The following is a 21,249-nucleotide window of genomic DNA, read 5'->3' on the forward strand; positions in this document are numbered from 1 at the left end:
AAAGGCCCCGGTCATGAGCCTGGAAACGACGCTGGTTCCCGAACCCTATGTCTGGTCCGAGCCGCCGCTCGGCGACGCCAAGAGCGCGCCGACCCGCTTCTACACCGACCCGGCCGTGTTCAAGGCCGAGGTGGACCACATCCACATGAAGAGCTGGTTCTTCGCCGGCCGGGTGGAAGAAGTGGCCAAGCCCGGTGATTTCAAGGCGCTCGACAGCGTCGGCGGCCCGGTGCTGCTGGTGCGCGGCGAGGACGAGGTGCTGCGCGCCTTCGCCAATGTCTGCCGCCACCGCGCCTCCATCATCATGGAAGGCTGCGGCAACGCGAAGAACCTCACCTGCCCCTACCACGCCTGGAACTACCGGCTGGACGGGACGCTGGCCGGCGCGCCGGGCATGCGCGAAGTGCCGAAATTCGAGAAGCCGCCGCATGGCCTCATCCCCATCCGCATGGAGGTGTGGGAAGGCTCGGTGTTCCTGAATTACGACGACAGCGCCCCCGGCCTGATGACCCATCTCGGCAACATGCCGGAGCTGGTCGGCAGCCACCGGCTCGGCGACATGGTCAAGACCTGGCACATGGAAATCGAGACGCGGTGCAACTGGAAGCTGCTGCTCGAAAACGCCATGGAGACCTACCACACCGGCATCGTCCATGCCGCCACCGTCGGCGCCCAGCGCTCGGTGAGTTTCCCCACCCAGGGCAACTGGCACGTCATCCAGGTTCAGGCGAACCGCTCCATCGCCGTGCTCGGGCAGGAGCCGCCCTTCCCGCCGATCGAGGGCCTGTCCGAGCAGGCGCGCAAGGGCACTTTCTTCACCGTGATCGAGCCGACCGTGCAGTTCGTCTACGCCCAGGACTGCGCCTGGTGGCTGGCGGTGCGGCCGATTTCCGTTGATCGCTCCGTGCTTTCCGTCGGCGGCTGCTTCCCGAAGGCCTATACCGAGCTGCCCGATTTCGAGGAGCGCGCCGCGCCCTATTACAAGCGCTGGGAAGCGGTCGCACTGGAGGATGTCGACATCCTGCAGAAGCAGCAGATCGGCCTGTCCTCCTGCCTTGCCCGCCCCGGCCCGCTCTCCTGGCGCGACGACATGGTGCTGGCGATGAACCGCTGGGTGATGGCGCAGCTGCCGGCAGAGATCGTCGCCGGCATGGCCGAGGGCACCGAGTGAAACCTATGCGTGTGCTGCTCACCCATAACCGCGACCTGCTCAAACATTTCTACGGCTACAGGGCTGTCGACGCCCTGAAAGCACTGCCGATCGAGTTGGTGATGAACGACAGTAATGAGCCCCTGTCGGGAGACACCCTCGTGAAGGCGGCGGAGGGCTGCGAGGTGGTCATTTCAGACCGCCTCGCAGCCGGCCCGCGTGAAGTGATGCAGCGGCTGAAGGACGTGAAGCTGTTCACCCGCTGCGCCGTCGACATGCGCAATATCGATGTCGACGCGGCGTCCGAGGCCGGCATCCTCGTGTGCAACTGCTCCTCCGGCTATGCCGATGCGGTGGCCGAGCACACGCTCGCCCTCATGCTCGACCTCGCCCGCAATATCACGCGCGATGCCGAGCGCTACCATGCCGGCGACGCCTCCCACCCCATGGTGTTCGGCCGGCAGATGGCCGGCGCCCATGTCGGCGTCATCGGCTATGGCTCGATCGGCCGGCGCATCGTCGAGCTCGCCCTGGCCTTCAAGATGAAGGTGACGGTCTACGATCCCTATGCGCGCCTCGACAATGGGGCGGTCATCCCGGTCGGCCTCGACGAGGTGCTGTCCCAGCCGGATTTCGTCGTCTGCGCCGCCTATGCGACGCCGGAGACGGAGCGGATGATGAACGCGGAGGCTTTCGCCAAGATGCGGCGCGACGCCTTCTTCATCAACATCTCGCGCGGCATTCTGGTGGATGAGGACGCGCTGGAGGCGGCGCTCACCTCCGGCACCATCGCCGGCGCCGGTCTCGATGTCGGCGACGGGCGCGACCAGCAGCCCTCGCTGCGCCTCGCCCGCCTGCCCAATGTCGTCGCCACGCCGCATTCGGCGGCGCTGATGATCGAGCCCTCCGAATTCCAGGCGATGGAGACGGTGGAGCAGGTGAAGGCGATGCTGGAAGGCCGGCTACCGATCCACGCCAAGAACCCGCACCGCCTCTCCAACTGGCGGTCGCGATGAACGCGCTGCTGCCGACGCGCGCACCGGCCTTCACGCCGCCGCCGGGCGCGTGCGACTGCCACATGCACATCTATGGCCCGGCGGAGACCTATCCGCCGGCACCCGCCTCGCCGTTTCCGCCGGTCGCGGGGGGCGATATCGCCGCCTATCTCAAGGTGCGCGCCACGCTCGGCCTCTCGCGCGCCGTCGTCGTGCAACCCTCGGTTTACGGCTTCGACAACCGCGCCACCTTGGACGCGATGGTGATCCTCGGGGAAGATGCCCGCGGCGTCGCCGTGGTGCCCCCCGATGTGAGCGACGCGGAGCTTGAGCGGCTCACCGGCCTCGGCATACGCGGCATCCGCTTCTTCATGATCGGCGGCGGCGCGCTCGGCTGGGGCGATCTCGACACGCTGGCGGCGAAGACCGCGGCTTTCGGCTGGCATGTGCAGATGCAGATGGACGGGCGGCTTCTGCACGAGGAAGCCGACCGTCTCGCCCGCCTGCCGGGCCGATTGGTGATCGACCATAACGGCAAGTTCCTGGAACCCGTCGGCCTCGATCATCCCGGGTTCAAGGCGCTGCAACGGCTCCTCGACTCGGGCCGCACCTATGTGAAGACCTCGGGCGTCTATGAGACCTCGCGCCTCGGCCCGCCCGACTACAGCGATGTCGCTGCGCTCGCCCGCGCGCTGATCGCCCATGCGCCCGAGCGCTGCCTGTTCGCCACCAACTGGCCGCACCCCTCCAAACCCGGCAACCCGCCGGACGACGCGACGCTGATCGACCTGTTCCGCGACTGGTGCGGCAGCGACGCCCTTGCCGCGAAAATCATGACAGACAATGCGGCGGCGCTGTATGGCTTCCCCGCAATACCGCCCGAGCAGGAACGCCTCCCGTGATCACCACTCACCGCTCCACCTTTTTCGGCCCGTCCCGCCCAACTCTGTTCGCCCGCGACGCGGCGATCGCCACCTCACACCCGCTGGCCACGGCGGCGGGGCTGGAGGTGCTGCAGGCGGGCGGCAACGCCATGGACGCGGCCTTGGCGGCGGTGGCGGCGCAATGCGTGGTCGAGCCGGCGATGACCGGCATCGGCGGCGACTGCTTCGTGCTCTACGCGCCTAAGGGCAAGCCCACCGTGGCGCTGAACGGCAGCGGGTGGGCGCCGATGGCGGCCAGCGTCGCGGCGCTGAAGGCCGCCGGCCTCACCACCGAGATTCCCCGCACCAGCCCGCATGCCATCACCGTGCCGGGGGCGATTTCCGCCTGGACGCGGCTGCACGCGGATTACGCCACCCTGCCGCTCGACCGCCTGTTCGCCCGCGCCATCGACTATGCCGAGAACGGCTACCCCATCGCCCAGCGCGTCGCCTTCGACTGGGCCGACGACGCGCCGCTGCTGGCGCAAGATGCCAATGCCAGCGCCTTCTTCCTGAGGGACGGCAAGCCATTGGTGGCGGGTGATCGCCACGCCCAGCCGCTGCTAGGCCAGCGCCTGCGCGACATCGCCGCCCATGGCGCGGCCGCTTTTTATGAAGCCGCCACCGCGCAATCGCTGGTGCGCTATCTCAACAGCCTCGGCGGCCTGCACACCGAGGAAGACTTCGCGGCGATGACCAAAGGCGCCTTCTACACCACGCCGATCGCCACCGAGTATCGCGGCTATACCGTGGAAGAGTGCCCGCCCAACGGGCAGGGCCTCGCGGCGCTGATGCTGCTCAACATCCTGCGCGAATTCGATCTCGGCGAGGGAATGTCGCTCGCCGACCGGGTGCATCTGCATGCCGAGGCCGGCAAGCTCGCTTACTACAACCGCGACGCCCTGCTCGCCGACCCCGCGGCGATGACTGTGCCGGCGGAGACGCTGCTCTCCCGCGACACCGCCCGCCGGCTGGCGGCGCGCATCGACATGGGCCGCGCTCTGCCGCCGGCGCTGTGGGACGAGCCGGAGCACAAGGACACCGTCTACATCAGCGTCGTCGACCGCGACGGCAACATGGTGTCGTTCATCAACTCGCTGTTCCACGGCTATGGGTCGACCCGCATCGACCCGCACACCGGCGTGCTGCTGCATTCGCGCGGCGCGTCCTTCCGGCTGATCGAGGGTCACCCCAACGCCATCGCTGGCGGCAAGCGGCCGATGCACACCATCATCCCCGGCCTGCTGCGGAAGGACGGCGAGGCGCTGGGCGTGTTCGGTGTCATGGGCGGACAGTACCAGGCCTCCGGCCAGGCGGCGCTGCTCTCCGGCCTGTTCGACCGCCATCTCGACGTGCAGACGGCGGTGGACGCGCCGCGCGCCTTCGCCCATGACGGCGTGCTGGAAATCGAGCCAACCTGGCCCGACAGCCTGCGCGCCGAGCTTGAAGCGCGCGGCCACACCGTCACCGCCGCCGTCGAGCCGCTCGGTGGGGCGCAGATCATCCTGCGCGATCCCGCGAGCGGCTTCCTGCTGGCCGGCTCCGACCCGCGCAAGGATGGCTGCGCCATGGGGTTCTGAGCCCTCGCGGCAGGCCCGCCTTCCCCTCTCCTGTCGGAACAGCGCCATGCACGATGAAATCCTCCCCCGCCGGCATCGGATCGGCATGCTGACGCCATCCTCCAACACCGTGCTGGAACCCTATACGGCGCGGATGCTGGAGCCGCTGTTTCCCGCCGTCACCGCGCATTTCGCCCGCTTCCGGGTGACGCGGATCGCGCTCGACGACAGCGCCTCCAACCAGTTCCGCCAGGAGCCGATCCTGGCGGCGGCGGAGCTGCTTGCCGATGCGCGCACCGACATCATCGCCTGGAACGGCACCTCGGCGAGCTGGCTCGGCTTCGACACCGATGCGCGGCTCTGCGCGCATATCGAGGCGCGAACGGGGGTAAAGGCCACCAGCTGCATTCTCGGCCTCAATCGGCTGCTCGCGGAGGGCGGGGTGAAGCGGCTCGGCCTCGTCACCCCCTACACCGCCGATGTCGGCGCCCGCATCGCCGCCAATTACGCCGCGCATGGCGTCGAGGTGGTGGCCGGACTCCATGCCGGCCTGTCCGACAATTTCTCCTTCGCCGACATTGCCGACGATCAGGTCGGCCACATGTGCGCGGAGGTCGCGGCGGCAAGGCCCGACGCCATCGCCATCGTCTGCACCAATATGCGCGGCGCGCGGGTCGGCGCGGAGAGCGAGCGCGCGCTCGGGATTCCCATCATCGATTCCGTCGCCGCCACGCTGTGGGGCTGCCTGCGCGCGCTCGACCTTCCCACCGCGCCGCTCGCCGGCTTCGGCTCGCTCTTCGCCAACCCGGCCTTTTCCGGCCTCAGCGCCCCTGCGCCCGCCGCCACGCCGCCGGGGTCGCGCCGATAAGCCGGCGGAAGCTGCGGGTCAGGTGCGCCTGATCGGTGAAGCCGGTGGCGGAAGCGATTTCGGTGAGCGGCAGCTCGGTGTCGGTCAGCAGCGCCTGCACCCGCCGCAGCCGCGCCTTGAGGTGCCACTGATAGGGCGGCACCCCGGTCGCCGCCTTGAAGGCGTGGCTGAAATAGGATTGCGACAGGCCGGTCAGCTCCGCCAGTTCCTGCAGGCGGATATTGCGGGCGCAATGGGCCTCGATGAAATCCGTTACCCGCCGCACCTGGCGCGGGGAGAGCGCGGGACCGCGCGCCGCCGCACTCGGCGCACGGCCGAGCTTCAGGAGGTCGATGAACAGAGCGAGGGTCAGGCCGTCGCCATAGAGGTCGTGGCGACGCTCCGGGCCGGTGCATTCCTCCGCGATCAGCTGCGCCAGGGTGAACAGGCGCGGGTCGATAAAGTCGAGCCGCGGCGTCGCCAGCCGCTCATCGTCGAGATCCTCGCCGAGCCGCTCGCTGAGCGTCGGCGCGTGGAAATGCAGGTCGAGGTGGCGCACCCGCACCGGCTCGTCGACATGCGACCAGATCGGCAGGTCGGCGGGCACGAAGCTCATGCGGTGCGGGGCACGCTGCACCCGGCGCGGGCGGCCATCCACCGAGAGCTGCACATCCGAGCGCCCGCCCTCGCGCTCCAGCACCACGAATAGCCGGGCGTCGCGCGAGACATAGTGCCCGCCCGCCCCCGCCGCGCAGGCGACATGCCAGACATCGGCGATGACGCCGTTCCAGCTGCGCCAGTGCAGCTCATCCAGGAGGGTGATGCCCTCCACGGTGGAGGTCATGCGCGGTTGAAAGCTCATTCAGCGTGCCATTCGTCAAGATCAGTGCGGCACTTCATAGATTAGAATCAATATGAAGTAGCACTCTCGCCTTGATCTCGCGCCAAATCCGTTGGATCAGGGGGCAATAGAGAACACGATCGTTCAAAACACAAGAGGATACGACAAGAACGGCGGAATGTTGATTGATATGAAGCGGTGTTTCCCAGGGCCGGAGGGGAACGCTTCTTTATAATTCATCTCAACTGCTGAAAACAGGTACCGTGATGCGCAAAGGGCTGGCCCTCTCAACGATGTCGCTGCTGATGGGCAGCACGGCGATCCTTGTTTCGGCCCCGGCGGCACGGGCGCAGCAGGGCGCGGCAGCCATCGAGCTGGAACAGATCGACATTCAGGGCCAGCGCACGGACGACACGCAGGGCTATGTCGCCCGCACCAGCACCGCCGGCACCAAGACCGACACGCCGCTGATCGAGGTGCCGCAGTCCATCTCCGTCGTCACCCGCGACCAGATGGACGCGCGCGGCGTGCAGAGCGTCGGGCAGGCGCTCGACTACACCGCCGGCGTCGTCTCCCAGCCCTTCGGCGCCGATCCGCGCTTCGACTACCCGATCATCCGCGGTTTCGCCGCCGACAACAGCATGTATCTCAACGGCCTGAAGCTGATGCGCGAGGCCGGCACCAATGCCATCGACCCCTATGGGCTGGAGCGCATCGACGTGGTGCGCGGCCCCGCCTCGGTGCTCTATGGCCAGGGCAACCCCGGCGGCCTGCTCGACTTCATCTCCAAGCGCCCGACCTTCACCAATTTCGGCGAGGTGCAGGTGGAGGCCGGCAGCTTCGACCGCTATGTCGGCCGTTTCGATATTGGCGGCGTGCTGCCGGACAATGCCGACATTTCCTACCGCCTCACCGGCCTCGCCCGCGAGAGCGACACCCAGACCGATTATATCGACGACAACCGGCTGTTCTTCGCCCCCGCGCTGACCTGGCGGCCTTCGACCGACACCGAGCTCACCGTGCTGGCCAATATCCAGTACGACCAGACCGGCACCCCGGTCGGCCTGCCGGTGCAGTACACGGTGAATGCCGATGGCGGCCTGCGCCTGCCGCGCAACCTGTTCCTCGGCGATCCCGACTACGACAATTCCAACCGCACCTTCGGCAGCGTCGGCTACGAGTTCAAGCACCGCTTCAACGAGACCTGGGAGTTCCGCCAGAACGCCCGCTACGCCGTGCTCGCCTGGGACTATAACAGCCTCTATTACAGCGCGCTGAGCCCGACCAACCCGCTCGTCGCCAATCGCGGCTCGTCGGAAAATTCCGAATCGCAGCAGACCTTCAACCTCGACAGCCAGATGCTCGGCAAGTTCGACACCGGCGCGCTGAGCCATGAGGTGCTGGTCGGCGTCGATTATCGCCGCTACAGCGAATCCAACACCACCGCCTTCGGCACCGCCTCGCCGATCAACATCCTGTTCCCGATCTACAACCAGCCGGTCGGCGGCACGCCCTGGTACACGTCGGATGTGAACGGCACGATCTCGCAGACGGGCGTCTATGCACAGGACCAGGTGAAGCTGCAGAACTGGCTGCTCACCGTCGGTCTGCGCCATGACTGGGCGACAACGGATTCCACCAACCTGACCAATTTCGGCGACACCACGCAGAACCAGGACGACAGCGCCTTCACCGGCCGCGTCGGCCTGACCTATCTCTTCGACAACGGCATCGCCCCCTATTTCAACTATTCCACCTCCTTCGAGCCGGTGATCGGCAACATGCCGACCCAGCTCGGCGGTGGCGCCTTCCAACCGATGGAGGGCGAGCAGGTCGAACTCGGCGTGAAGTACCAGCCGGTGGGCTGGAACGGCTTCTTCACCGCCGCGGCCTACGACCTCACCCAGTCCAATGTGCTGTCCTCGCAGCTGATCGACGGGGTGAGCTATCAGACCCAGATCGGCGAGGTGCGGGTGAAGGGCTTCGAGTTCACCGCCGTGGCGGGGCTCGCGGACGGGCTCAACCTGATCGCCAACTACACCTATATGAACGCCGAGATCACCCAGGGCCAATATGCCGGCAACCGCCCGGCCAATGTGCCGGAGAACATGGCCAATCTCTGGCTCGACTACACCGTGCAATCGGGGGCGTGGGCGGGCTTCGGTGTCGGCGGCGGCGTGCGCTTCGTCGGTGATCGCTACGCGCTCGACGACAACAGCATCTTCCTGTCCTCCAACACGCTGTTCGACGCCGCCCTGCATTACGAGAAGGGCCCGTTCAAGGCCCAGCTGAACGTCAACAACATTGCCGACGAGACCTATGTCGCCGGCTGCGGCTTCTTCGGCTGCTTCTATGGCAATGGCCGCACCGTGCTCGGAACGCTGTCCTACAAATGGTAGAGCCTGCTCCTCCGGCGCCGGCGGGCGCGCTCTGGTCGCTGCGCGAGGCCGCCTTCACGGCCGGCGACCGGGCGATCCTCAGCCCGCTGACGCTCGATCTGCCTGAAGGACGCGTCTATGGGCTCATCGGCCCCAACGGCTCCGGCAAGAGCACGCTATTGAAGATGCTCGCGCGCCAGATCGCCCCGACCGGCGGCGCGATAAATTTCGACGGCCGCCCGCTCACGGGCTGGACGGGGCGCGCCTTCGCCCGCGAGGTCGCCTATATGCCGCAATTCATGCCCGCCTCCGACGGCATGAATGTGCGCGAACTGGTCGGCCTCGGCCGCTATCCCTGGCACGGCGCACTCGGCCGCTTCACCGCCGAGGACGAGGCGCGGGTGGAGGCGGCAATCCAGCGCACCGGCCTTTCCGCCTTTCGCGACCGGGCGGTGGACAGCCTCTCCGGCGGCGAGCGCCAGCGCGCCTGGCTGGCGCTGATGCTGGCGCAGGGCGCGCGCTGCCTGCTGCTGGACGAGCCGACCTCGGCGCTCGACATCGCCCACCAGATGGAGGTGCTCGCCATTCTCCGCGAGCTGGGTGACGAAGCCGGGACAGGCGCCGACGCCGGCGCGATGACGGTGATCGTCATCCTGCACGACATCAACCTCGCCGCCCGCACCTGCGACGCGCTGCTCGCCCTGCGCGGCGGGCGGCTCATCGCCCAGGGCCCGTGCGGCGAGATCATGCAGCCGGAGCATCTGCGCGCCATTTACGGGCTCGACATGGGCGTGATGGCGCATCCCGTCAGCGGCGCGCCGATGAGCTACGTGCTGTGAGCTCAGCCCCGCACCTCCACCGCCGCGCCCTGCTCGCCGCCGGCGTGGCGGCACTGGCGCTGCGCGGCGCGCCCGCGCGGGCGGGTGGACTTCGCCTTGCCACGGTCGATTGGGCGCTGCTGGAAACCCTGCTGGGCATGGGCCTCACCCCGGTGGCGGCGGCCGAGCTGGTGCTGTTTCGCGAGGTGGCGGTGGAGCCACCCGTGCCGGCCTCGGTGGTCGATATCGGCCTGCGCGGTGCGGTGAATTTCGAGGCGCTGCGGCTGACCCGCCCGAGCCTCATCCTCAGCTCCAATTTCTACGCCTGGATGGAGCCGAAGCTGCGCCTCATCGCCCCGGTGGAAACGCTCTCCATCTACCGCACCGGCCGCCCGCCCTATGGCGAGGCCGAGGCGGCGGCAATGGCGATCGGCACCCTGACCGGGCGCGAGGATGCCGCCCGGGCGCTGATCGACACCGTCGCCGGGCAGATCGACGCCAGCCGCCGCCGCCTCGCCGCGCAGGCTGGCCGGCCGCTGCTGGTGCTCAATCTCGGCGATGCCAGGCACTTCCGCGTCTTCGGCGCCGACAGCCTGTTCGGCGAGGTGATCTCCCGCCTCGGCCTTACCAATGCCTGGGGCGAGCGCACCTTCTACGCCGCCTCCGCCCCGCTCGGGCTGGAGGCGCTGGCCCGCTTTTCTGATGCCTTCCTCGTCATCCTGCGCCCCGTTCCGCCGGATGCGGCGCGGGTGCTCGCCACCAGCGCGCTGTGGAACGCCCTGCCCAGTATCCGCGCCCGCCGCTTCGCCGTGCTCGACAGCGTCGATCCCTTTGGCGGTCTGCCCACCGCCGCCCGCTTCGCCCGCCTGCTCACGGCGGCGCTGCTGGAGGGCGGATCGGGGAACGGAGGCGGCCTTGGCTGAGCTCGCCTTGCCCCGCCCCGCCGGCCTGCGGCCGCTGCCTTTCGGGCTCGCACTCACCGCGCTCGGCCTCGGCCTGTTCGTGCTGGTGCTGATGCGCCGGCCGGACATGCCGGGCGCGGCATTCGACCTCGACGCGCTGCTGCTCTGGCACAGCCTGCTGCCGCGCGCGGCGACCGCGCTGTTGGCCGGGGCGGCGCTGGGGCTTTCCGGCGCGCTACTGCAGCGTGTGCTGCGCAACCCGATCGCCGATCCCTCCACGCTCGGCATCGCCGCCGGCGCGCAGCTGGCCCTGACGCTGGCGCTCGCTTTTGCCCCGGCGCTGCTCGCCCTCTCGCGCGAGGGCACCGCCTTTGCCGGCGGGGTGGCCGCGGTGGCGCTGGTGCTGGCGCTGAGCGCCCGGCGCGGCTTCGAGCCGGTGACGCTGGTCGTCGCCGGCATGACGCTGTCGCTGATGGCCGGCGCGCTGAGCGCGGCGGTCATCCTCGCGCGCGGCGACTATGTGTTCGCCCTGTTCATCTGGGGCGCCGGCTCGCTGCACCAGCAGAACTGGGAGCCGGCACAGCTGATCGGCACGCGGCTGGCGCTGGCGGCTGGCGCCACCTTCCTGCTGCGCCGCCCGCTCGGCCTCATGGCTCTGGACGATGCCGGCGCGCGCAGCCTCGGCATGGCGGTGCAGGGCATGCGGCTCGCGGTCATCGCGGTGGCGGTGGCGCTGGCGGCGAGCGTGGTGTCCGAGGTCGGGGTGATCGGCTTTGTCGGCCTCGCCGCCCCGGCGCTGGCCCGCGTCGCCGGGGCCCGGCGGCCGGGCGCGGTGCTGCTCGCCGCGCCGCTGATCGGCGCGCTGCTGCTCTGGATCACTGACAGCCTGGTGCAGCTCACCGCCGGCAGTGGCGGCGACCTCATCCCGACCGGCGCGGCGGTCGGCCTGCTCGGCGGGCCGCTGCTGCTGTGGCTGCTGCCGCGCCTGCGCGCCGCCGCCCCGCCGCTCTCCACCTCCGCGACGCCCCGCCGCCGCTGGGGCCACCCGGGCCGCGCGCTTGCCGGGCTGGCCGTTGCGGCGCTTCTGGTCGGGCTGTTCGCTCTGGTTGCCGGGCGCGATCTCGACGGCTGGGCCCTCGCCACCGGGCCGCTGCTGACCGAGCTTCTGGCCTTCCGCGCCCCGCGCGTCGTCGCGGCGGCCGCCGCCGGCGGGCTGCTCGGCGCGGCGGGGGCGATCATGCAGAAGCTCACCGGCAATCCGCTCGCCGGGCCGGAAGTGCTGGGTGTCAGCGCCGGCGCCGGGGTCGGCCTCGCTGCCGCGCTGATGCTGGCGCCGGATGCGGGTCCGGGCCTGCTGCTCGCCGCCAGTGCCGGCGGGGCGCTGGGCGCGCTGCTGCTGGTGCTGGCCATTGCGGCGGCGACCGGCTTCGGGGCGGAGAAGCTGCTGCTCGCCGGCATTGCGCTCGGCTGCATGGGGCTCGCGATTCTCTCCGCCGTCTTCGCCGCCGGCGGGCCGGGCAGCTTCCTGCTGCTGGCCTGGCTGGCCGGCACCACCGACCGGGTCGACCTGATGCAGGCCGGCATTCTCGCGGCCTGCGCGCTTGTCCTGCTCCTCCCCGTCGCCCTTGCCGGCCGCTGGCTGGCCCTGCTTCCGCTCGGCGCGGGGGTCGCCGGCTCGCTTGGCCTCAGGGTGGCGGCAAGCCAGCTGCTGCTCACGCTGCTGGCGGCGGCGATGACCGGGGTGGCGGCGTTCTTCGTCGGCCCGCTCAGCCTTGTCGGGCTGATCGGCCCGCACCTCGCCCGCCAGCTCGGCCTGAACCGCGACGCCCTCTTCGTCTTCGCCTCGGCGCTGATCGGCGCGCTGGTGCTGCTGCTGGCGGACTGGCTGGCCCGCATGGTCGCCTTTCCCTACCAGCTGCCCACTGGCCTGCTCGCGGCGCTGGTCGGCGGGCCGTATCTGATCTGGCTGCTGCAACGCGGAGACCGGCATGGGTGAACCCTTCACCGCGCAGGCGCGCATCGCCTCCACCGGCGCGGCGGATCTCCTCGCCCGCCTCTGCGCCCGGCTGGAGCCGGAGACGCTGCGCGAGCGCACGCCGCATGCGGCGCGGCTGGAGAACTGGTGCGGCGAGGCGGCGCTGTCGATCGATGCCGCCGGCCGGCTGGTGCTGGACGCCCGCAGCTACCGCGAGGACCGGCTTTCCGTGCTGCGCATGCAGCTGGCCGAGCATCTCCACGCCGCCATGGAAGGTGCCACCCCCACCTTCGCCTGGGAAGGCCATGGCGCCGGCAAGCCGGACCTGCCCTATTTCCGCGCCATGCGTGTCGCCGCTACGCAGCCGCTGACGCCGCGCATGCGCCGCGTGGTGCTGGAAGGGGACGCCGCTCATTTCGCCAGCGGCGGGCTGCATGTGCGGCTGCTCATTCCGCCGGCCGGCCGCACGCCGGTCTGGCCGCACGCGGCCCAGGACGGGCGCGTCGTCTGGCCTGCGGGAGCGGACGCGGTCATCCCTCGTGTCTATACCGTGCGCGAGGTCGATGCGGCGGCAGGCACGCTGGCGCTCGACATGGTGCTGCACCCCGGCGCGGCCACGCCGGGTTCAGATTTCGCCCGCGACGCACGGCCCGGCGACCCCGTGGGGCTGCTCGGCCCCGGTGGCGCCGGCCTGCCGCCGGCCCGCTGGTATCTGCTCGCCGGCGACGAAACCGCGCTTCCCGTCATCGCCCGCATGCTGGCGGAACTGCCGGCAGAGGCGCAGGCGGTGGTGCGGCTGGAAGTGGCGGATGCGGGCGAGCGCCAGCCTCTGCCCTCGCCCGCCCGGCTCGACGTCGAATGGCTCCTTCGCGACGGCGCCCCCGCCGGCACCGGCGACCTTCTGGAGCGGGCGGTGCGCGCGCTCGACCTGCCCACCGACCTTGAGGACGTGTATGTCTTCGCCGGCTGCGAGCAGCGGACCGCGCGGACCCTGCGCCGCCACCTCACCCAGGAACGCGGCCTCCCCAAGTCCCGCTGCGCCATCGCCGCCTATTGGCGGCGCGGCCATGCGGGAGTCGATCTGGCCGATTGAGGCCGCTATAAGCGATCCATCATGCAGCTCATCCGGCCCTTCCTGTCCTATTACGCCCCCTATAAGGGGCTGTTCATGCTCGATTTTTCCTGCGCGGTCATCTCCGGCCTGCTGGAACTCGGCTTTCCCGTCGCGGTGAAGCTGTTCATCGATCATTTGCTGCCGGGGCAGGACTGGCACCTCATCGTCTGGGCGGCGGCGGGGCTGCTCGTGGTGTATCTGCTCAATGCGGCGCTGATGGCGGTCGTCACCTATTGGGGGCACATGCTCGGCATCAATATCGAGACCGAGATGCGCCGCCGCGCCTTCGACCATGTGCAGAAACTGTCCTTCTCCTATTTCGACAACCACAAGACCGGCCATCTCGTCGCCCGGCTGACCAAGGACCTCGAAGAGATCGGCGAGGTCGCCCATCACGGCCCGGAAGACGTGTTCATCGCGCTCATGACCTTTGTCGGCGCCTTCCTGGTGATGCTGAGCGTCAATGTCCCGCTCGCGCTGCTCACCGCCGTTATCGTGCCCGCCAGCGCGCTCATCACCACCCGCTACGGGCGGCGGATGACGGAGAACTTCCGTGCCCTGTTCGGCCGCGTCGGCGCCTTCAACGCCCGCATCGAGGAGAATATCGGCGGCATCCGCGTGGTGCAGTCCTTCGCCAATGAGGAGCACGAGACCCGGCTGTTCGCGGTGGAGAATGCGCATTACCGCTCCACCAAGCTGGAAGCCTACCGGCTGCTGGCGGCCAATGCCTCGCTGTCCTATCTCGGCATGCGCCTCACCCAGGTCATCATCATGCTGGCCGGCACCTGGTTCGTGCTGCGCGGCGAACTCAGCAATGGCGGTTTTGTCGGCTTCCTGCTGCTGGTGGGCGTGTTCTTCCGGCCGTTGGAGAAGATCGCGGCGGTGATGGAAGTCTACCCCAAGGGCATTGCCGGGCTGCGCTCCTATCTCGACTTCCTCGCCACCCGCCCCGATGTCGCCGACAAGCCGGGCGCGGTCGCGCTCACCGAGGTGAAGGGCGCCATCCGCTATGAGGGCGTGCGCTTCGCCTATGGCAATGCCGCGCCGGTGCTGAACGGCATCGATCTCGACATACGCGCCGGCGAGAGCGTCGCCTTTGTCGGCCCGTCGGGCGCCGGCAAGACCACGCTGTGCTCGCTGCTGCCGCGCTTCTACGATGTCGCGGGCGGGCGCATCACCATTGACGGGCACGACATTCGCGACGTGCAGCTCGCCTCGCTCCGGCGGAACATCGGCATCGTGCAGCAGGACGTGTTCCTGTTCGGCGGCACCATCCGCGAGAACATCGCCTATGGCCGGCTGGACGCCAGCGAGGAGGCGATCCGCGAGGCGGCGCGTCGGGCGCAGCTCGACGATCTCCTCGCCGGCCTGCCGCTCGGGCTCGACACGGTGATCGGCGAGCGCGGGGTGAAGCTCTCCGGCGGGCAGAAGCAGCGGCTCGCCATCGCCCGCATGTTCCTGAAGGACCCGCCGATCCTCATCCTCGACGAGGCGACCTCGGCGCTGGACAGCGAGACGGAGTGGGAAATCCAGCGCGCGCTGGCGGCGCTCTCGGTCGGGCGCACCACGCTGATCATCGCCCACCGGCTCTCCACCATCCGCACCGCCGACCGCATCGTGGTCGTTACCCGCGAGGGCATCGCCGAGCAGGGCAACCATGCCGAACTGGTGGCGCGCGGCGGCATCTATGCCCGCATGGTGCGCACCCAGTTCAGCGAGCCGGAGCGCATCCCGGCGTAAAGAAAGCGCCGCGCCGTTTTTTTTCCGCAACGCACGGAACCTTCCGGCCCCTCGGCGGTTTAGGAGCGCCGGGGATTGCGATGCGCGCCAGACAGGCGTCGGCACGCCCCCGGCTTTCCATCCTGGCGGGAGTGGCGGCGGCGTGCAGCTCAAGGCGTTCGAGGAGAAGCCAGCCCTTCTCTATGTCATCCTCGCGGTGTTCACCGCGCTGGTGTTCCTCATCGATCTGTCGGTGCCGCTCGGCGTCGCCGTCTGGGTGACCTATCTCATCCCGCTGGTGCTGGCCTATCTCGCCTGGCGCACCTATGTGCCGCTCGCCACCGCCGCGGCCGTCACCGTGGTGATCGCCGCCGGCTTCCTGGTGGACCGGCCGGGCATCGACCCCACCCTTGCCCTGCTCAACCGCTCCATGGGCACGGTGACGGTATGGGTGCTGGCGGCCACCGGCTTCTTCTTCATCCGCAACAAGCTGGCGGTGCGGCGCGAGGAATGGATCCGCACCGCGCAGGTCGATCTCTCCCGCCGGATGATGGGCGATCTCTCCAGCGCCGAGCTGGGCGAACGGGTGCTGACCTTCCTCGCCGAGCGCCTCGGTGCCCGCGCCGCCCTGTTCTATGTCCGCGACCAGGATGCGTTCGCCCGCGCCGCCGGCTATGGCGTGCCGGCCGATGCGCCGGTGCCGGCCCGCATTCGCCGCAGCGACGGGCTGGTGGGGCAGGTGATCGCCGACAAGCGCAGCTTCGCCTTCGATTCCGTGCCCGAAAACTATCTCTATTTCGGCTCCGGCCTCGGCAAGGGCAAGCCGGACTGGCTGCTGCTCACCCCGACCTTCGAGGATGACGAGGTCAATGGCGTCATCGAGCTCGGCTTCGCCCGCAAGCCGCGCCCCGAGGCGCTGGAATTCCTGGAGCGCACCGCGAGCGCGGTCGGCGTCGCCCTGCGCTCGGCGCAGTACCGCACCCGGCTGGAAGAGCTGCTGGAGGAAACCCGCCGGCAGGCCGAGGAGCTGCGCGCCCATGGCGAGGAGCTGACGGCGGCGAACGAGGAGCTGCAGGAGCAGAGCCAGGCACTGCAGGATTCGCAGCACCGGCTGGAGCGGCAGCAGGCCGAGCTGGAGGAATCCAACGCCCAGCTGGAAGAGCAGACCCAGCTGCTGGAAGCCCAGCGCGACGATCTCGCCCGTACCCAGGGCGCGCTCAAGCAGCAGGCCAACGACCTCGCCGCCGCCAGCCGCTACAAGTCGGAATTCCTCGCCAACATGTCGCATGAGCTCCGCACGCCGCTGAACGCGCTGCTCATCATGGCGCGTCTGCTCGGCGAGAACCGCTTCGGCAATCTGACCGAGGACCAGATCAGCTACGCCCAGATGATCGAGACCTCGGGCAACGACCTGCTCACCCTCATCAATGACATTCTCGACCTGTCCAAGATCGAGGCCGGCAAGCTGGAACTGCGGCCGCAGCAGGTGGAAGTCGCCGCGCTGGCGGAAAAGCTGGTGCGCAGCTTCGCCCCGCAGGCGGAGGAGAAGGGCGTCACCCTGCGCGCGCAGATCGCGCCCGACGTGTCGCCGGTGCTGGAAAGCGATCCGCAGCGGCTGGAACAGGTGCTGAAGAACTTCCTGTCCAACGCCGTCAAGTTCACCTCGCAGGGCGAGGTGGTGCTGGACGTCCGCACCCAGGCGGATGGCCGGCTCGTCTTCGCCGTGTCGGATTCCGGCATCGGCATCGCCGAGGAGCAGCAGGACGCGATCTTCGAGGCGTTCCGCCAGGCCGACGGCACCATCGACCGGCGCTATGGCGGCACCGGGCTCGGCCTGTCGATCTCGCGCGAGCTGACCAACCTTCTCGGCGGCGAGATTGGGCTGGAAAGCCGGCTCGGCGAAGGCAGCACCTTCAGCCTCATCGTGCCGACGCGCTTCAGCGGCGTGGTGGTCGACAGCGCCGGCGCGGCCGCCGCCCAGCCATTGCGCGCCCCGCGCCGCAGCCCGGCGCAGCGCCCGGCTCCGCCCGCTCCTCTCGCCGTGGACGCGCCCGCGCGACCCGCGCCGGCCGGCATCGACGACGACCGCTCCCGCCTCACCGCCGGCTCGCGGCTGATCCTGGTGGTGGAGGACGACCTCGCCTTCGCCCGCATCCTGCTCGATCTCGCCCATGAGCTCGGCTTCCAGTGCATCATCACCACCACCGCCGATGACGGGGTGCTGGCGGCGCGGCAATATCTGCCGCACGCGGTGATCCTCGACATGGGGCTGCCGGACCATTCCGGCCTCACCGTGCTCGACCGGCTGAAGCACGACCCCCGCACCCGCCACATCGCGGTGCATGTCGTCTCCGCCAGCGATTACGAGCAGACCGCGCTCGCCTATGGCGCGGCCGGCTACATGATGAAGCCGATCCGCCGCGACGAGCTGGTGCAGACGCTCGAACGGCTGGAATTCCGCATGGCGCGCCAGCTGCGCCGCATCCTCATCGTCGAGGACGACCCCGCCCAGCTGCGCGGCCTCAGCGAACTGCTCGCCGCCAAGGAGGTGGAGACGGTCGGATGCGCCACCGCCGCCGATGCCCTCAAGCGGCTGGAAAGTGAGACCTTCGACTGCATGGTGCTCGACATGACGCTGCCGGACGCCACCGGCTTCGATCTGCTGAGCCGGCTCGACGACAACGAGGCCGCCGCCTTCCCGCCGGTCATCGTCTACACCGCGCGCGAACTCACTGAGGCCGAGGAGCTGCGGCTGCGGCGTTATTCCAAGTCGATCATCATCAAGGGCGCAAAGTCGCCGGAGCGGCTGATCGACGAGGTGACGCTGTTCCTGCACCAGGTGGTGTCGGATTTGCCGGCGCAGCAGCAGAAGCTGCTCGCCACCTCGCTCAACCGCGATGCGCGGCTGGAGGGCCGGCAGATCCTGGTGGTGGAGGATGATGTGCGCAACGTCTTCGCCCTCACCAGCATCTTCGAGCCGCACGGCGCCAAGGTGCAGATCGCCCGCAATGGCCGCGAGGCGCTGGAGCTGCTGGAGAAGACGCACGGCACCCAGCCGGTCGATCTTGTGCTGATGGATGTGATGATGCCGGAAATGGACGGCCTCACCGCCACGCGCGAAATCCGCCGCCGGGAAGCCTGGCACGGCCTGCCCATCATCATGCTGACCGCCAAGGCGATGGCGGACGACCAGGAGCAGTGCCTGGCGGCCGGCGCGAACGACTATCTGGCTAAGCCGCTCGATGTCGACAAGCTGCTCTCCCTCGCCCGGGTGTGGATGTCGCGATGACGAGCACCGCCAGCGTCAGCGAGAAGATCGAGCTCGATCTCCTGGTCGAGGCGATCCACCGCCGCTACCACTATGATTTCCGCTCCTATTCCCGCGCCTCGCTGGCCCGTCGGGCCGATCTGCTGCGCCAGCGGCTGCACTGCGAGACGCTCTCGCATGTGCAGGCGCGGCTGCTGCGCGAGCCGGAGCTGCTGCCGCTGATGATCGACTGCCTCACCGTGCAGGTGAGCGAGATGTTCCGCGACCCCGACTATTTCCGCACCCTGCGCGAGGAGGTGATCCCGCATCTGCGCACCTTCCCGTCGCTGAAAGTGTGGGTCGCCGGGTGCAGCGCCGGCGAGGAACTCTATTCGCTCGCCATCCTGTTCCGCGAGGAGGGGCTGGAATCCCGCACCATGTTCTACGCCACCGAGATCAACCCGGTGGCGCTGGCGCGGGCGGAACTCGGCATTTACGACCTCGACCGCATCCCGCTGTTCACCGAGAACCACCGCAAGTCCGGCGGGCGCTCCTCGCTGTCGGACTATTACACCGCCGCCTATGGCGGGGCGGTGTTCGACAAGTCGCTGCGCGCGCGCACCGTCTTCGCCGAACACAGCCTCGCCTCCGACGAGGTGTTTTCCGAGATGCACCTGATCTCCTGCCGCAACGTGCTGATCTATTTCGATTCGAACCTGCAGGACCGCGCGCTGCGGCTGTTCCGGGAATCGCTGACGCGCGGCGGTTTCCTCGGCCTCGGCATGAATGAAAGCCTGCGCTTTTCCGCCCATGCCGACGCCTTCGCCGCCTTCGCGCCGCAGGAGCGCATCTTCCGCCGGCTGGCAACGGCACCGCTGAGGGAGGCCCGCCATGATGTCGCCTGAGCCGGTCAAGTTCCTGCTGGTCGACGACATCGAGGAGAATCTGCGCGCGCTGGAAGCGCTGCTGCGCCGCGACGGGCTCACCCTCTATAAGGCCCGCTCCGGCGTCGAGGCGCTGGAAATGCTGCTGGAGCACGATTTCGCTCTCGCTTTGCTCGACGTGCAGATGCCCGACATGGACGGGTTCGAGCTGGCCGAAATGATGCGCGGCACCGAGCGCACGCGGCGCGTGCCCATCATCTTCGTCACCGCCGCGTCCACTGATGAAGGCCGCCGCTTCAAGGGCTATGAAGCCGGCGCGGTCGATTTCATCTACAAGCCGATCGACCCGCTGATCCTCAAGAGCAAGGCGGAGGTGTTCTTCTCCATCGCCCGCCAGCACGAGCAGCTGGCCCGGCAGAAGGACGCGCTCGCCACCGCCGCCGCCGAGCTGAAAGGCGCGCTCGACCGGCTGCAGGCGCACACCGACAATTCCCCGCTCGCCATCGTCGAGTTCGATCCTGACATGCGCCTGCTCGGCTGGTCCAAGGGCGCCGAGCGCATGTTCGGCTGGACGGCGGCGGAAATGACCGGCCAGTCGCTCGCCGATCTCGGCTGGCTCTGCGACAGCAGCATCGGCGAACTCGCGGAAATGGTCTCCGGCTCGCTGGCCGACGCCGCGCACCAGCGCGGCCACCACACGGTGCGCTGCCGCACGCGCGAGGGCGCGGTGCTGGACTGCGAATGGTACAGTTCCGTGCTGCGCCGGCCGAATGGCCAGCCGGTATCGCTCAGCGTGCAGATCCTCGACATCACCGACCGCCGCCGCGCCGAGGAAACCCAGACCCTGCTCATCGGCGAGCTGAACCACCGGGTGAAGAACACGCTCGCCAGCGTCCAGGCCATCGCCACCCAGACGCTGCGCTACACACGCAGCCCCGACCAGTTCTCCGCCACCTTCTCCGGCCGCATCCAGGCGCTGGCGCGCGCCCACGGCATGCTCAGCGACCGCACCTGGCAGGGCGCGGACCTCATGGACCTCGTCCACGACCAGTTGCGGCTCGGCGCCATCGACCCGGCGCGACTGCAGGCGAGCGGCCCGCGCGTGCAGCTGCTGCCGCAGCCGGCGCTGCGCCTCGCGCTGATCCTCCACGAATTGGCGACCAATGCGCTGAAATATGGCGCCTTTTCCCGCCCCGCCGGCCGCGTTGTGCTGGAATGGTCGGTGGAGGGCGACCGGCTGCAGCTGCGCTGGCAGGAAAGCGGCGGCCCGCCGGTGCAGACCCCGGTCAAGCGCGGCTTCGGCTCCACCCTCATCGACAGCAGCATGAAGTCGGATGGCGGGACCGCTTCCGTCTCCTACCGCAATGACGGCGTGGTGTGGGAGCTGGTGATGCAGCTCGACCGCACCCCGGACCCGATGGCCGACATCGCCGCCCGCCCCGTCACCCCGGCGCCGCAGGAACCGGCGCGCGAGGTGCCGGCGCTGGACGGTCGCCGCCTTCTGGTTGTGGAGGACGAGGTGCTGGTGGCGCTCGAACTCATCGCGGTGCTGGAAGATGCCGGCGCCAGCGTCCATGGCCCGGCGCGCACCGTGGAGGAGGCGCTGGAAGCCATCGAGACCGGCGCTTTTGACGCCGCCCTGCTCGACGGCAATCTCCACGGCAAGCCGGTGGACGCCGTCGCCGCGGCGCTGACCCGGCGCGGCATTCCCTTCGCCTTCGTCAGCGGCTATGGCCGCGAGAACCTGCCGGCCGCCTTCGCCCAGGCGCCTGTCGTGAGCAAACCCTTCATCCCGCAGCAACTGGTCGAGGTGGCGGGGCGGCTGGCGCGGCGCGACGGCAATGTCCTGCCCTTCCCCGCCGCGACCGGCACGGCGCGCTGACCGGCGGGCGGCGGG

Annotated in this window: 15 protein-coding genes; 14 read left to right on the top strand and 1 reads right to left on the bottom strand. The window is 69.3% G+C overall.

Annotated elements, in window-relative coordinates; all coding sequences use genetic code 11:
• The first annotated feature begins 13 nt into the window (after positions 1–13).
• The 5 genes from ACO07Z_RS10665 to ACO07Z_RS10685 are packed head-to-tail and all read left to right on the top strand — an operon-like array spanning position 14 to position 5,495.
• Positions 14–1,171 carry an aromatic ring-hydroxylating oxygenase subunit alpha gene (locus ACO07Z_RS10665; RefSeq protein ID WP_421698704.1) on the top strand — a complete coding sequence of 386 codons (1,158 nt, stop codon included), beginning with the start codon at positions 14–16 and terminating at the stop codon, positions 1,169–1,171.
• Between the two features lie 5 nt (positions 1,172–1,176).
• On the top strand, positions 1,177–2,166 hold the full coding sequence (locus tag ACO07Z_RS10670) for an NAD(P)-dependent oxidoreductase (RefSeq protein ID WP_421700795.1): 990 nt from the start codon (positions 1,177–1,179) through the stop codon (positions 2,164–2,166).
• Positions 2,163–3,047 (top strand): amidohydrolase family protein, encoded by an 885-nt coding sequence (locus ACO07Z_RS10675; protein WP_421698705.1) that lies wholly within the window; start codon positions 2,163–2,165, stop codon positions 3,045–3,047. The genes ACO07Z_RS10670 and ACO07Z_RS10675 overlap by 4 nt, the downstream gene beginning before the upstream one ends.
• The gene (locus tag ACO07Z_RS10680; protein ID WP_421698706.1) at positions 3,044–4,648 is read left to right on the top strand and encodes a gamma-glutamyltransferase family protein; all 1,605 of its coding nucleotides are present in this window, start codon (positions 3,044–3,046) and stop codon (positions 4,646–4,648) included. The genes ACO07Z_RS10675 and ACO07Z_RS10680 overlap by 4 nt, the downstream gene beginning before the upstream one ends.
• A gap of 46 nt (positions 4,649–4,694) precedes the next feature.
• The gene (locus tag ACO07Z_RS10685; protein ID WP_421698707.1) at positions 4,695–5,495 is read left to right on the top strand and encodes a maleate cis-trans isomerase family protein; all 801 of its coding nucleotides are present in this window, start codon (positions 4,695–4,697) and stop codon (positions 5,493–5,495) included.
• Here ACO07Z_RS10685 and ACO07Z_RS10690 read toward each other — a convergent pair.
• Positions 5,449–6,336, bottom strand: coding sequence for a helix-turn-helix domain-containing protein (locus ACO07Z_RS10690; RefSeq protein WP_421698708.1), 888 nt, complete (start codon positions 6,334–6,336; stop codon positions 5,449–5,451). The two genes, ACO07Z_RS10685 and ACO07Z_RS10690, sit on opposite strands and share 47 nt — an antisense overlap.
• Before the next feature lie 245 nt (positions 6,337–6,581).
• On the opposite strand from ACO07Z_RS10690, the gene ACO07Z_RS10695 reads away from it, so the two are divergent.
• The 9 genes from ACO07Z_RS10695 (at position 6,582) to ACO07Z_RS10735 (ending at position 21,234) form a co-directional block, all read left to right on the top strand.
• Positions 6,582–8,714, top strand: coding sequence for a TonB-dependent siderophore receptor (locus tag ACO07Z_RS10695; RefSeq protein WP_421698709.1), 2,133 nt, complete (start codon positions 6,582–6,584; stop codon positions 8,712–8,714).
• Positions 8,708–9,532, top strand: coding sequence for an ATP-binding cassette domain-containing protein (locus ACO07Z_RS10700; RefSeq protein WP_421698710.1), 825 nt, complete (start codon positions 8,708–8,710; stop codon positions 9,530–9,532). Before ACO07Z_RS10695 ends, ACO07Z_RS10700 begins: the two co-directional genes overlap by 7 nt.
• Positions 9,529–10,434 carry an ABC transporter substrate-binding protein gene (locus ACO07Z_RS10705; RefSeq protein WP_421698711.1) on the top strand — a complete coding sequence of 302 codons (906 nt, stop codon included), beginning with the start codon at positions 9,529–9,531 and terminating at the stop codon, positions 10,432–10,434. The genes ACO07Z_RS10700 and ACO07Z_RS10705 overlap by 4 nt, the downstream gene beginning before the upstream one ends.
• Complete coding sequence (fhuB, locus tag ACO07Z_RS10710) at positions 10,427–12,409, top strand: Fe(3+)-hydroxamate ABC transporter permease FhuB (RefSeq protein WP_421698712.1); 1,983 nt, start codon at positions 10,427–10,429, stop codon at positions 12,407–12,409. The genes ACO07Z_RS10705 and fhuB overlap by 8 nt, the downstream gene beginning before the upstream one ends.
• Positions 12,402–13,481 carry a siderophore-interacting protein gene (locus ACO07Z_RS10715; RefSeq protein ID WP_421698713.1) on the top strand — a complete coding sequence of 360 codons (1,080 nt, stop codon included), beginning with the start codon at positions 12,402–12,404 and terminating at the stop codon, positions 13,479–13,481. The genes fhuB and ACO07Z_RS10715 overlap by 8 nt, the downstream gene beginning before the upstream one ends.
• A gap of 21 nt (positions 13,482–13,502) precedes the next feature.
• Positions 13,503–15,242 (top strand): ABC transporter ATP-binding protein, encoded by a 1,740-nt coding sequence (locus ACO07Z_RS10720; RefSeq protein WP_421698714.1) that lies wholly within the window; start codon positions 13,503–13,505, stop codon positions 15,240–15,242.
• A 142-nt stretch (positions 15,243–15,384) separates the two neighbouring features.
• Positions 15,385–18,510 carry a response regulator gene (locus ACO07Z_RS10725; RefSeq protein WP_421698715.1) on the top strand — a complete coding sequence of 1,042 codons (3,126 nt, stop codon included), beginning with the start codon at positions 15,385–15,387 and terminating at the stop codon, positions 18,508–18,510.
• A complete protein-coding gene (locus ACO07Z_RS10730; RefSeq protein WP_421698716.1) occupies positions 18,507–19,373 on the top strand; it encodes a CheR family methyltransferase in 867 nt (288 codons plus the stop codon). The genes ACO07Z_RS10725 and ACO07Z_RS10730 overlap by 4 nt, the downstream gene beginning before the upstream one ends.
• Complete coding sequence (locus ACO07Z_RS10735; protein ID WP_421698717.1) at positions 19,360–21,234, top strand: response regulator; 1,875 nt, start codon at positions 19,360–19,362, stop codon at positions 21,232–21,234. The genes ACO07Z_RS10730 and ACO07Z_RS10735 overlap by 14 nt, the downstream gene beginning before the upstream one ends.
• Positions 21,235–21,249 lie beyond the last annotated feature (15 nt).

This window comes from Ancylobacter sp. (assembly GCF_965229075.1).
In the GTDB taxonomy this organism is placed as follows: Bacteria; Pseudomonadota; Alphaproteobacteria; order Rhizobiales; family Xanthobacteraceae; genus Ancylobacter.